This is a genomic window from [Scytonema hofmanni] UTEX 2349 (genome assembly GCF_000582685.1).
GTDB classification, from domain to species: domain Bacteria; phylum Cyanobacteriota; class Cyanobacteriia; order Cyanobacteriales; family Nostocaceae; genus Hassallia; species Hassallia hofmanni.
Genome location: NZ_KK073768.1, coordinates 3,333,113 through 3,345,241 on the forward strand (window position 1 = coordinate 3,333,113; position 12,129 = coordinate 3,345,241).

A 12,129-nucleotide genomic window follows, 5' to 3' on the forward strand; every position below is an offset into this window, starting at 1 on the left:
TTTCTTCCTTGTCTCCCCCCCTCTCCTTGTCTCCTCCACTCCCCCATTCCCATTATTTACGGAGATACGAACCGCCAAGATGCCAAGAACGCCAAGTGAAGAGGGAAAGGAGTTGATTGCATATCTTCGTTCTGCGATCGCTATTCGGGAACGTTGTGAGCAATTGTTTGTATTGGCAACTGAAGATAAGTTGCCAAATTTTGGTTGTGATTTGATGCAGTTGGATAATGTAGCAGATTATGTGATTTCGGTTATGCGGGGTGAGTACCCTAATTTGGATATTCCGTTTCACAGCCGTTGGCGACATTTTGAAGCTGGATCTGTGCGACGTTTAACTCAGTTCGATGAGATGTTGGTGGGAATGACACCCCTGCAAAAAGCAGCAGCGAAGTTTGATTTGGCGATTATTAGTGTTTTGCTGGATGCGGGAGCGGGGAGTAGCTGGCATTATTATGAGCATGAGAGTGGTTTGGATTTCCGGCGAAGTGAAGGTTTAGCTGTTGCTAGTTTCCGGATGTTTTGTCAAGGTGCTTTTTCCAGTGAGGAAAGCAGTCCTTTACAAGCTGATGCTCAAAAGTTGCAATTATTAACAGAAGAAGAATTGGCGAATGGGTTTCAGGTAAATGCCGAAAATCCTTTGGTGGGGGTTTCTGGGCGGTTGAAGTTGTTGCAGAAATTAGGACAAGCTTTGGTTGCTTCTCCTGATTTATTTGGCGAAGTAAATCCGCGTCCCGGAAATCTGGTAAATTACTTAATGGGAAAATCTGAGAATCAGGCGATAGCAGCAACAACAGTTTTCGATGCTGTTTTGGAAGGACTGAGTGATATTTGGTCTGGACGAGTTGAAGTTGCTGGAGTTAATTTGGGGGATGTTTGGTTTCACTCGGCTGTTGCTGATGATGGTTTGGTGCCATTTCATAAATTGTCTCAATGGCTGACTTACTCTTTGTTGGAACCACTACAGGAACTCGGTTTAGAAATTACTAATTTAGATGCGCTGACTGGATTGCCAGAATATCGCAATGGAGGATTGTGTCTTGATTTGGGACTTATCAAAGTTAAAGATTCACGGGTTTTGCGATCGCCTCATACAGTATCATCAGAAGTTATAGTTGAATGGCGTGCAATGACTGTGATTTTGTTGGATCGCATCGCTGTTACAGTACGGGAAAAGTTGGGTATGAGTGCTTCAGAATTGCCACTGGTGAAAATCCTCCAAGGTGGAACTTGGACGGCAGGACGAAAAATTGCCGCAGAACTCAGAACAGGTGGTGTCCCCCCTATACAAATAGAAAGCGATGGGACTGTATTCTAATTGTAAGTAGTTATAGTTAGTTTGAATTAAGGAACGAGTTATGAGTCAGCGATCGCATTTGGTTGCTGATAATTGTTTTGTTTGTTTTTTTTTATATACGGGAATGAGCGCAGAATTAATGGAGAAGGAACCGCAGAGGACGCAGAGAACACAGAGAAAAGAGGTTTGGGAGAGTTTTTGCGTAAGTTTTAGAAGTAATAAAATCTGTCTTCCCCATTGCCCATTGCCCATTGCCCATTGCCCATTGCCCATTGCCCATTCCCCACTTTATATAAAAATATGGCACAAGTAACACTAATTGATCATCCGTTGATTCAGCACAAATTAACGCTGATGCGTAAAGCTGAAACTAGTACGGCAAAATTTCGCGTTCTCCTGAAAGAAATTAGCTTATTGTTGGCTTATGAAGTGACGCGGGATTTACCGCTGAAATATGAATTCATAAAAACGCCATTAGCGCCAATGAATGCACCAGTGCTGGCACCGGAAAAAAAGCTGGTGTTAGTTTCGATTATGCGAGCAGGACAGGGCATTTTAGATGGAATGCTGGAGTTAATGCCATCGGTTAGGGTAGGACATGTTGGTTTATATCGCGATCCAAAGACGTTGATTCCGGTGGAGTATTATTTTAAGGTTCCCGATGACGTAGATAAGCGAGATATGCTGGTGGTAGATCCAATGTTAGCTACTGGTAATTCAGCGGTAGCAGCGGTGGAAAGACTGAAATCAACTAATCCGATGTCGATTCGGTTTGTCTGCTTACTTGCTGCACCAGAAGGCATTGAGCATTTTTGTGCGGTACATCCTGATGTGCCTTTGTACACGGCAGCGATTGATGACCATTTGGATGAACACGGTTATATTATACCGGGTTTGGGAGACGCAGGCGATCGCTTGTTTGGCACAAAGTAAGTCAATAGTCAGATAAAAAAAGGAAATTTTGTCTTCTTCCTTTTTCCTGATTCTTTGAGATGTGTCTATTGGGGGAGGCAAAAGGCTATCTTAGCCTTCCATGATATTGTTATCTTCATAATTTGCAATCAACCTTGATGAATAGTATTCATAGTTAATATAGGAATCCGGTTTGATTGCGTAAAAAAAATTAATAAATTATTTATGGCTAGACCAACTATTGGACAATTAGAACGAGAAATCTCACAGCGGATTGGTTCTTTATATAATGCTCAACTTGGGCTACGTCCTACCAAAGTTATTTGCCACTGCTTTGATAAAGAAATTGTCGTGACTTTAGAAGATTCTGTTACTTTAGTTGAGCAAACTCTTGTAGATGGTAATTATAGGAAGTTAGCCGACGAAGTTAGAATGAGTTTAAATAAAATAATTAAACCTAAAATTAAAGCTTTGATTGAGGAAATTATTGACATAAATGTGATAGATATAATTAGCAATTCCAGTTTAGCAACTAATCGGACTGGTATCATTGCTATTTTGCAACAGTCCCCTACAGTTCGCAATCCCGAAGCTATTCCTAAAGTTAACTTGAATAGTGTAAGCGATTGAGATGCAGCAGATTGCGTTGTGATTAAACACGTAGAGACGTTCCGGTGGAACGTCTGTGAGCGGGTTTTGGGTTTGAGGCTGCATATAATATCATGTCCGTTTAATTAACAGTAATAAAAACATCCTAACCGTCGTAGAGACGTTCCGGCGGAACGTCTTTACTTTACATCATATGTAATCTACCGGACATGATATGAGGGGCGTTGCGCCTAATTTAGCGCACCTGCGTGCGCTAAATTAGGCGCATCTTCATACAGAAATGGTATAAGTCCTGTCCTTGTCCCCTTGTCCCCTTGTCCCCTTGTCCCCTTGTCCCCCCATCCCCTTGTCCCCCTCACCGCCAACTGAGGTGATTTATTAGTGTTTGACGCATGATGTCTACGGGGACGGATTCTAAATCTAACCAGATTCTTAAGGCTGATGCACCTTGCTGGACTAGCATTTCTAATCCGTTAATGGCGATCGCACCTTGTTGTTGTGCTAATTGGAGAAATCGTGTCGGGCTAGGATTGTAGATTAAATCGTAAGCGATCGCTCCTAATTGCAAACCCCTCATTTCCTCTGCACTTAAAGGTGACTGTTCAACATTGGGATACATTCCTATTGGCGTTGTGTTTACCAACAAGTGTGCTTGGGAAATTATATTTGACATCTCCTCCCATTTATGTATTTGTAAATTAACTTCTGGTTGTAAATTATCCCAACTATTGCGGAATTCTTTCAACTTCTGCTCATTGCGCCCAATTACATGAACGGACGTACAACCTAGCTGGATACAACCGGCTACAACTGCTCTGGCTGCTCCACCATTGCCTAAAATTACTGCTACCGTCTGCTGCCAATTTCGCCTATAGGTTGTTTGCAGAGGAGAAATAAATCCTTCTATATCAGTGTTTATCCCAATCCAATGATTATCTTTACGAAGAACAGTATTTACAGCTCCTACAGATTTAGCACTTGGATGAATTACCGATAGATAACTCATTATCGCCTGTTTATGAGGAATTGTCACGTTAAACCCTGTAATGCCAATAGCAAAAAAGCCTTGGATAGCTGTCGATAAATCATCTGGTTTGATGGGAAAAGGCACATAAACGTAATCTAATCCTAAAGTTTCCAGAGCTGCATTATGCATCAACGGTGACAGCGAATGTTCAACCGGATGCCCAATTACTCCTAGCAATTTCGTTTTTCCACTTATCATTTAAAATAAATACTTTCAGCTTCTAAGTTTGAATTAATGCTCATGGAATGGTAAATCACCTGATGCTGATTTAAAGTATTATTTTGTACAAAAAATCAGATTCAACAGATGTTCATAGAGATACCTTGTCCATTTTACGGGGAGCATCCCAAATTTGTAAGTTATATCAAACCCAGGTTATAAATTGTCATTGCGAGCGCAACGTAGTGGAGTGAAGTAATCGCAAGATATGGGATTGCTTTACTACGCTGTCGCTTCGTTCGCAATGACAAACATGTTCTTGCAAAATTGGGATGCTCCCATTTTACGTGACATTTTTCATACTCTGATAGGACTTATGGAAGTGTGATATTTTTTCACGATCGAGCTTGTCAAGAGTCAGGCATTGAACAATCCAAAAAATCTGTACTTTCGACCGTTGACTCCCCCCGAAGGATACTTTCATACTCAACAACCCGATTCTTTCCTGTTCGCTTTGCCTCAAGCATCGCCTGATTTGCCCGACTCAGCAAATCGTCAAGTTTGATACCTGGTTCTGATACAGCTATGCCAATACACACGGTGATGCCGTCGAGGAAGCGATCGCCTTCTCTCAATTGCATTTTTTCAATCTCTGCCCTTAGTTGTTCTGCTCGTTCCCTAAGCTTTTCTAGGGTAATATTAGGCATTCCAATCACAAATTCTTCACCACCCCATCTACAAGGAATATCAGAAGGGCGAATAGATTTTAACATTACTTCTGCTAATTTTTTGAGGGCAATGTTGGCAGTTAAGTGCCCATAGCGGGAATTATAAGATTTGAAGTTGTCAATATCTAGGAAAGCAATGCCAACAGCTTGACTCGACCTTTCAGCCTCCGCAAGCCGTTGATCGATTATTGTTTGCATATAGCTCTGATTAAATAGTCCAGTCATCCCATCCCGCAAACTGCTATTAGTCAGGCGTTGTTTCATCGATAAATTATTCAGCGCAAAGGCTGAGTACCTAGCAATAATCTCAGCAATTTGTTGCTGTTCTAGACTAATTTCTTCAAGGTTATAGAAGTGTAAAAATCCAACCACAGCAAGTTGTCCAAACAGTGGGATACACAAATGAGTACCGTTAACAGGCTGTGTTAAGTGGCTGCATATCAATCCTGGGTTATGAGGCGACATGAGGTTGAATTTTCCTCTCCGCAATGCCCAACACTCGGATAATGAAAAAACTTGTTTACTAGTTCTTTGGCTTCCCCAAAAACCATTTATCTGAACATAGTTTTTGGAGTTAGCAATTATATTAATACAGCCACTCATTTGCGGAAATAACTTAGAACAGCTTAAAATAATTACCTGATACACTTCATCTTCAGTCTCGCTGCTAAAAAGCATATCTACCATATCTGAAAGATGTGTAACTTGCTGATTTTTTGCCTCTAATATCTGTGTTATTTCTTCTAGCTGTTGATTTAGCTGAGTGAGCGATCGCTGGGCTATGACAGAATCTGTAATATCTATGCTAATGCCACCAAGACGGCGATCGCCTGTAGCGTAATCGCTAAAAGGAAACTTATATGATAACCAGTAACAAGGTTCCTTATTACCAGGATTCTTGACCTCTTCAATCAGCTTCAATGGGCGGAGAGTTTTCAACACGATTTGATCGTTTTCCATTACCCGTAGCCCTTCTTCTGGATCTGGCAAGAAATCACTATCTGTTTTACCTAGCCATTCTTGGGAACTCACTAAAAATCTAGTCTGTAGTTCCTTATTGTAATAAAGAATTTTAGAATGCTCATCTTTGATATAAGCCCCAAAGGGACCTTGATCTAGAAATAGTCGTTGCAGCTGCTGACTGCGTTCAAGTTCGCGAGCATCTTCTTGATATTTAGCGATCGCCTCTATAATTTGATAAGCAGTTGGCATCAAGCAGAGTAATGCAGAGAAGGAAACAAAAGCCATAAGGTCTATTACAGCTAAGTGTAGTATCCCTACTGCTTGATGTATCTCAAATACAGCTAATAAATGATGAATACCGCAAGTTAGTATAAATCCAGCTGATAAGAAAACAGCCAACCAAAATTTCTTAGGGATAATTGCCTTAGTTTTGCTAAAAAAATACCCTATTATTATGGGGATACCAAAGTAAGAAAATGCGGTAACACCATGAGCGATCGCCCAATTCGATAAGATAGCCTCCATTGCCTACCGGATACTCATTAAAGGATGTTTGAAAATTTGAAAAACAGCCTGAACCTCCACTAGCCTGGAGATAGTTGAAGCGCAAGCCAGAGCTAACAGAGTAACGAAAGCTAGATATGGTCAGTGATAGTATAACTCTTTCCTAAATATTTTTAATCTTCCACGCTTTCAAGGACACCTAAAGACAGTAATTTAGTTATTGGTGCTAAAAGGCTCTAAATAATCAGCCTATAGCCTGAGAATGCCAAGCTACAATTATTAAAGTTACTTAACATTTCGTCATATCATGCAGGCAACTACAGCCCCATTTACAACCCCGATTCCGGGAAAATATTGGCAATGGCGAGGGCATAACGTTTACTACGTAAGAGCGGGAGAAAAAACAGAACAACGTCCACCCTTGCTGTTAGTGCATGGGTTTGGTGCTTCTACTGACCACTGGCGTAAGAATATCACAGGACTGTGTAACGACTTTGAAGTTTTTGCGATCGACCTTTTGGGGTACGGACGTTCAGCTAAACCGAAGTTGGAATATAGCGGTAATTTGTGGCGCGACCAACTTTATGATTTTATCACTGAAGTGATAGGTGAAAAAGCGGTTTTAGCAGGTAATTCCCTTGGTGGGTATGCTTGCTTGTGTTTAGCAGCGCAATATCCTGATGCAGCAGCGGGTTTGGTTTTGCTTAACAGTGCTGGACCATTTAGTGAAAATCAGACTTCATCAGAACCAGAAGCGTTACAACCAGAAATTCAGCCTCCCAAGCAAACAGATACATTGCAAAAACTATTTGGTGACGTTGTTAAATGGATTTTTCAACAACCATTAGCGCAGTTTCTTTTATTTCAATATGTGCGACAGCGTTGGGTAATTCGCCAAACTTTAGAGAAAGTGTATCTTGACAAAAGCGCGATTACAGACCAGTTGATAGAAGAAATTCATCGACCTTCTAACGATCCTGGTGCAGTGGATGTATTTGCTTCGATGTTTAGCACTCCTCAAGGAGAGAAAAATGATGTGTTATTGCAGCAATTAACTTGTCCGTTGTTGATATTATGGGGTGAAGCTGACCCTTGGATGAATGCAAGAGAACGTTCTAAGAAGTTTCGCCAATACTATCCTCAACTGACAGAATACTTTTTGCAAGCCGGTCACTGTCCTCATGATGAAGTACCGAATCAACTAAACCCACTTTTACGAGATTGGGTTTTGTCTATTGTATAGTCTTCGTAGTCAGTGCTTCAGCGCTGAAGCGCTGACTACAAGCAGATTTATTTGAGAATATATGACTTAATTTCTTGATCTATTTGGTCGCTAATAATTTCAGTACCGATCGCAGGTTTATTAAGATTAACTTTGATAAAATTTATCTTATCTCGTTCTGTAAATCTTTTATCGTTATCAGAGTCTTCAATAATTTTTAGAAAAATAGCACCAACACTTTGAACAATTGTCCAACTAATGAGTTGAGTATTGTTTGGGGTAATTTGCTGAAGATTCTTTCCTGACGAATCTGAGATGTATCCAATAATTGCATCTTGGGAGTTGAGTTTATTGTCTTTGTTTGTATCGTTTTCAATTATTCTATATAACCAAAATCTGGTTGATGGCTTTCCCGCTTCTTTTTTCTCCAAAAAATCAAAGGAAGTTATAATTCCATTTTTCTTTAGCAATAGATGTGTTTCACCAGTTTTTTTAGGGAAAAATATAATATTGTAAAATTGAATTTCTTTCTCCGAATAATCTGAAGAATATAAAGAAATTTTTCTAGTTTGATTATTATGTTTGTTAATAACTGGAATCATCAGATAATCTGATTGTTCTTTCAATATTAAATCGCCGTAGACAATATTGGGTTGTGACTTTTCCTCGGTAATTCCTTTTGTTTTTGCCTGTTCTGCTTTTCTAAAAACATTTGCCTGACACGATGAAGAAAGTATAGCGAGGATAAGAGCTGTAGTAATTTTCAACTTATGATTTATCATTAAATTTCAGCCACATGTCTTATCCTATTGTATTCGCTGTGACAAAGTTGCAAGGGAAAAACAGCTTATACCAATTATTTGTGAAGCTGCATAGAATTTGACCCCACCCCGATCAGCCCCTCCGCGCAAGCTCTTAGGGGAAAATCCGGTTCCCTCCCCGCTTGCGGGGAGGGTTAGGGTGGGGTTCTTTCTATGCGTCTTCATATTAAATTGGTATTACATATGCTGGCTAATTGATAAATTTAAGGTGGGTGAAGTACCTTGAGCAAAAATTATAAAAGTACTAAAAAGCTCAAAAACCTGGTCAAGGTTGACCAGGTTTTCCGAAATTTATGATTCTCAAATTGTTAAACTTGCTAAATAATACAATCAGTCAACAACTAGGGTGGATACAACAACGGGCAAACTCAGCATATTTACGTTTTTCCGTTTTAGGATTTGGCTTCCCTATTCAAATTAAGGGCAGTGCCACTCATTTTTTATGCTGTTATTTGCTTGGGCTGATGACGGGGGACACGAAGTCATTTGCCCTTTGACTTTGGTTGTGCTTTGTTTGGTGTCCTACTATTTAAGTTATCACTCAAATCTGAGATTGGAATCGGTTGTTTAATAAAGTTAACGTTTCGTTTAATTTTGAAATATATAATAGTTTTTCGTTCTGATGAGTAAGCTAACTGAACTATATTGAGAAGCGTAGACGTTGCATCGGCTTGTCGCTAGACATCGCCTAAACACTTAATCATCGCCACTGGATAATCAGGGTTAGCTGGATTCGGTATCAAGCGCTGATTTTTGCAATCTACCAGTAAATCTAACTGTTCCAAAATCACCTGACCAATCAACACCTCATTACCCACCACTAGAGCCTCTGCAACAGTTTCACGTCCTTGACACTCAACGATTACAGGTTCGGTGACTCCTACAGATTCTTCACTCCCGTTAGCATATTGAGCAACCCGCTGACCTCTAATTCGCAAACCCAGCTGCTCTACAATAATAGTAGGAATTACTAAAGACACTGCCCCTGTATCTACTAATCCTTGAGTTTCATGCTCACGCAATAACTTTGGTGCTAGCAAACCTCGATTTATTAGTGCCTCATCTATAGCATTGGTTAACTTGACTTTAGCGTAAACTGCTCCCATCATTTGTTTTACTAATACTTTCCTGTTTGATTATATCTCCGTTTGACTTAAAATAATTAATTCAATTAATAAACATGTTTAGATAAATAGAGGTAAAATTCAAGATTCTATTTATTATTATTTACGAATAATACCCAATAAAAAATCCACGTATCAGACTTTTTGCAAAATCTTAAATTTAAAATCGACCCATCTTTTGCTGTAAATAGCTAAAATCAGAATGTTTATTTATTTGCCCTCAAGTTTTGGCTACTGTATCTTGTCCCCGTTGTCATCAACTCGTTGACAGTCAAGCTGTCAGCTGTCCCAATTGCCGCACAACTCTCAAAGCATTCGGACATCCCGGTATTCCCTTACATCGTGCCACAGGGAAAGAGTATTTGTGCGACAGTTGCACCTACCATACTGATGATAGTTGTAACTTTCCTCAACGTCCTTATGCTAAAGAATGTACTCTCTATCAAAACATTGAAGAGAGCAAATTACAGTTGCAACAACAGCGTGAAAACACCAGCTTTTCTACAACTGTAAAAAATTGGATTAAACGCAATCAAGCTTTGTTTTTGTTACTAAGTTTAGTATTAGTTTGTTTGCTGATAGCTTTATTAAGATGATGAAATAGCAAGTTAGTGGTTAGTGGTTAGTGGTTAGTGGTTAGTAGAACACCTATCAACTCTCAACTATCAACTATCAACTATCAACTATCAACCATCAACTATCAACTATTTCATTAAAAACAGTTAAATCAAACCAAAAAGTTGTACCAACACCAACTTCACTCACGAGATGAACTTTACTGTGATGCTTTTCTTCAATGATATTTCTGACAATCGATAGTCCTAAACCTGTGCCTTCTAAAGTGTGAACTCTGTTTTCAACCCGAAAGAAACGGTCAAAAATTGCTTTTTGGTCTTCTGGAGGGATGCCAATACCAGTATCAGAGATTTCTACCCGGACTTGACCAGGCTGCTTGTGATTGGGATTTGATTCTAATTGATAAGTGCGAATTACAACTTTGCCACCCGACAGAGAAAATTTGAGGCAATTACCAACCAGATTTGCTAACACTTGCAGCAATAAATCATAGTTACCAACTACTAGCGGTAAATTTGGGGCAACTTCTTGAATAAGTTCGATGCCTTTATCTCTAGCATTAAGTTGGTAAGTACGTAGAGTTTGCTCGATCGCTTGCGCCAAATCTACTCCATTAAAGTGATAATTGCGACCAGATTCTAGCTTAGACAAATCTAAAACATCATTAACCAGACGAGTCAGGCGATCGGTTTCATGGTTAACTGTTTCTAGAAATTCCCGCCGTTGATCTACACCCAAATCTTCACCGTATTCGTGCAGAGTTTCGATAAACGATTTGATATTAAATAAAGGAGTTCGCAGTTCGTGGGAAACGTTGCTGATAAATTGGCTTTTTGCTTCGTTTAGTTCGACTTCGCGAGTTATATCTTGCACAGTAATGGCGATACCTTTAATACTCTCGCGTTGTTGGTTGAGAACTGTAGTTAAAAGAATACGAATGGTGCGCTTAATAGGTTGGCTAATGGGTATGCGAAACTCAGCGCTTTCGCAGTCACCTGCTGCCATTTCATACAAGGGACGGGTAATTTCCATTTGCACTGTTGAGGGCAAATGAGACAAAATACTACTACCTTCGACATGACTATTTTCCCAGCCAAAAATTCGCCGCGCTGTGGGGTTGACTAATATCACCTGCATGTTGTTGTCAATCAACACTGCACCATCGGCAATGGTGGAAACCAACGTTTCTAACTTGGCTTTCTCTGCCGTAAGTTCCTCAATATTTTGTTCTTCATAACTCTCCAAACGTTCAGCCATGTCATTAAAGCTTAAAATTAACCCTCCCAGTTCACCCCCTAGTGGTAAGTCAATTCGCTGCTGAAAATTTCCGGCAGCAATTTGTTTTACTCCCGCTAAAAGTTCTTTAATTGGCTTGGTAATGGTCAAAGCGTTAACTACTCCTGCCAAAATCACCATTACCCAAATTGTGATAAACACAGCAATGGTGACATCGCGGGTAAAATTTGTGGAAATGACTGCGGTTTGATTGGGGTTAATGCCGATCGCTAATACACCCAAATATTTTTTATTAACAATCAAAGGCACAAATACATCAGTTACGACCCCATCCGGTGACTGATGTTGTCGCACCATCGGCTTATCTGCATCGGCAGCATAATCATCTGGTAGCTGTATCCGACGCTCAATTGTTAGGGACGTTTCTACCTCTGGTTCGGAAAAGGGAATGCCAAAAAAGATTTTCCCAGTTTTATCAGCGTAGAGCATATAACGCACGCTAGAGGTGCTGCTGTAAAAGCGTTGGGAAAATTGGGCAACTTCCGTGAGATTTCCGGCTTCTATTAGCGGTGCAATGTTACCAGCTAGTAGCAGTCCGAGGTCACGACCGAAGCGGGTATCATTTAGACGCGCATCCTGCTGAATCGTGTTCACTGCCCAGAAGGTTAGACCACTCATAATTAAAGAAACCACTAAAGTGGCAGCAGCCAAAAGCTTGGTCTGGAGAGTGAACTCCGACCACCAATTGGCGATCGCTTCTCGGATTGTTTTAAAAAAAGCCAGCATTTTAAACAAATTGTTAGTAGTTTCTCTTATAAACCCCAACACCTAAAAATTAACAGTTAATTTGACAAATATGTTAGTGGGCTAGGGACTGGGGACTAGGGATTAGGGACTGGGGACTAGAAGTTATGAGTTAGAAGAGTTTTGATTAGGGCTGAGAATTCCTATTTC

General features: G+C 40.1%; 11 protein-coding genes. 5 read left to right on the forward strand and 6 right to left on the reverse strand.

The features are described from left to right. Positions 1-79 precede the first annotated feature (79 nt). Positions 80-1,315 (forward strand): URC4/urg3 family protein, encoded by a 1,236-nt coding sequence (locus TOL9009_RS0120005; protein WP_029634354.1) that lies wholly within the window; start codon positions 80-82, stop codon positions 1,313-1,315. Between the two features lie 45 nt (positions 1,316-1,360). On the opposite strand, the gene TOL9009_RS47510 is transcribed toward TOL9009_RS0120005, so the two are convergent. Next, complete coding sequence (locus tag TOL9009_RS47510; protein ID WP_186227609.1) at positions 1,361-1,567, reverse strand: hypothetical protein; 207 nt, start codon at positions 1,565-1,567, stop codon at positions 1,361-1,363. Between the two features lie 27 nt (positions 1,568-1,594). Between TOL9009_RS47510 and upp the strand changes: the two genes are divergently transcribed. Next, positions 1,595-2,227 (forward strand): uracil phosphoribosyltransferase, encoded by a 633-nt coding sequence (gene upp, locus TOL9009_RS0120010; RefSeq protein WP_029634355.1) that lies wholly within the window; start codon positions 1,595-1,597, stop codon positions 2,225-2,227. 204 nt (positions 2,228-2,431) lie between these two features. Further along, positions 2,432-2,836 carry a DUF2294 domain-containing protein gene (locus TOL9009_RS0120015; RefSeq protein ID WP_029634356.1) on the forward strand — a complete coding sequence of 135 codons (405 nt, stop codon included), beginning with the start codon at positions 2,432-2,434 and terminating at the stop codon, positions 2,834-2,836. A gap of 334 nt (positions 2,837-3,170) precedes the next feature. Here the strand turns inward: TOL9009_RS0120015 and TOL9009_RS0120020 are convergent, their stop codons facing one another. Both TOL9009_RS0120020 and TOL9009_RS39820 read right to left on the reverse strand, forming a co-directional pair. Next, positions 3,171-4,040 (reverse strand): shikimate dehydrogenase, encoded by an 870-nt coding sequence (locus TOL9009_RS0120020; protein ID WP_029634357.1) that lies wholly within the window; start codon positions 4,038-4,040, stop codon positions 3,171-3,173. 371 nt (positions 4,041-4,411) lie between these two features. Next, a complete protein-coding gene (locus TOL9009_RS39820; protein WP_084763263.1) occupies positions 4,412-6,217 on the reverse strand; it encodes a diguanylate cyclase in 1,806 nt (601 codons plus the stop codon). A 286-nt stretch (positions 6,218-6,503) separates the two neighbouring features. On the opposite strand from TOL9009_RS39820, the gene TOL9009_RS0120030 reads away from it, so the two are divergent. Further along, positions 6,504-7,439, forward strand: coding sequence for an alpha/beta fold hydrolase (locus TOL9009_RS0120030; protein WP_029634358.1), 936 nt, complete (start codon positions 6,504-6,506; stop codon positions 7,437-7,439). A 47-nt stretch (positions 7,440-7,486) separates the two neighbouring features. Here TOL9009_RS0120030 and TOL9009_RS0120035 read toward each other — a convergent pair whose 3' ends face one another. Both TOL9009_RS0120035 and TOL9009_RS39825 read right to left on the reverse strand, forming a co-directional pair. After that, positions 7,487-8,185 (reverse strand): hypothetical protein, encoded by a 699-nt coding sequence (locus TOL9009_RS0120035; protein WP_313770067.1) that lies wholly within the window; start codon positions 8,183-8,185, stop codon positions 7,487-7,489. Between the two features lie 731 nt (positions 8,186-8,916). Then, on the reverse strand, positions 8,917-9,348 hold the full coding sequence (locus tag TOL9009_RS39825; protein WP_038296465.1) for an aspartyl protease family protein: 432 nt from the start codon (positions 9,346-9,348) through the stop codon (positions 8,917-8,919). Between the two features lie 242 nt (positions 9,349-9,590). Between TOL9009_RS39825 and TOL9009_RS0120045 the strand changes: the two genes are divergently transcribed. Beyond that, a complete protein-coding gene (locus TOL9009_RS0120045; protein ID WP_029634360.1) occupies positions 9,591-9,959 on the forward strand; it encodes a zinc ribbon domain-containing protein in 369 nt (122 codons plus the stop codon). Positions 9,960-10,056: 97 nt separating this feature from the next. Here the strand turns inward: TOL9009_RS0120045 and nblS are convergent, their stop codons facing one another. Further along, a complete protein-coding gene (nblS, locus tag TOL9009_RS0120050; RefSeq protein WP_029634361.1) occupies positions 10,057-11,961 on the reverse strand; it encodes a two-component system sensor histidine kinase NblS in 1,905 nt (634 codons plus the stop codon). Between the last annotated feature and the right edge of the window lie 168 nt (positions 11,962-12,129).

Coding starts and splice junctions, on each gene's coding strand:
- TOL9009_RS0120030 (WP_029634358.1), top strand. CDS start 6,504: ATGCAGGCAACTACAGCCCCATTTACAACCCCGATTCCGGGAAAATAT.
- TOL9009_RS0120005 (WP_029634354.1), top strand. CDS start 80: ATGCCAAGAACGCCAAGTGAAGAGGGAAAGGAGTTGATTGCATATCTT.
- TOL9009_RS39825 (WP_038296465.1), bottom strand. CDS start 9,348: ATGATGGGAGCAGTTTACGCTAAAGTCAAGTTAACCAATGCTATAGAT.
- TOL9009_RS0120015 (WP_029634356.1), top strand. CDS start 2,432: ATGGCTAGACCAACTATTGGACAATTAGAACGAGAAATCTCACAGCGG.
- TOL9009_RS39820 (WP_084763263.1), bottom strand. CDS start 6,217: ATGGAGGCTATCTTATCGAATTGGGCGATCGCTCATGGTGTTACCGCA.
- nblS (WP_029634361.1), bottom strand. CDS start 11,961: ATGCTGGCTTTTTTTAAAACAATCCGAGAAGCGATCGCCAATTGGTGG.
- TOL9009_RS47510 (WP_186227609.1), bottom strand. CDS start 1,567: ATGGGCAATGGGCAATGGGCAATGGGCAATGGGCAATGGGGAAGACAG.
- TOL9009_RS0120020 (WP_029634357.1), bottom strand. CDS start 4,040: ATGATAAGTGGAAAAACGAAATTGCTAGGAGTAATTGGGCATCCGGTT.
- upp (WP_029634355.1), top strand. CDS start 1,595: ATGGCACAAGTAACACTAATTGATCATCCGTTGATTCAGCACAAATTA.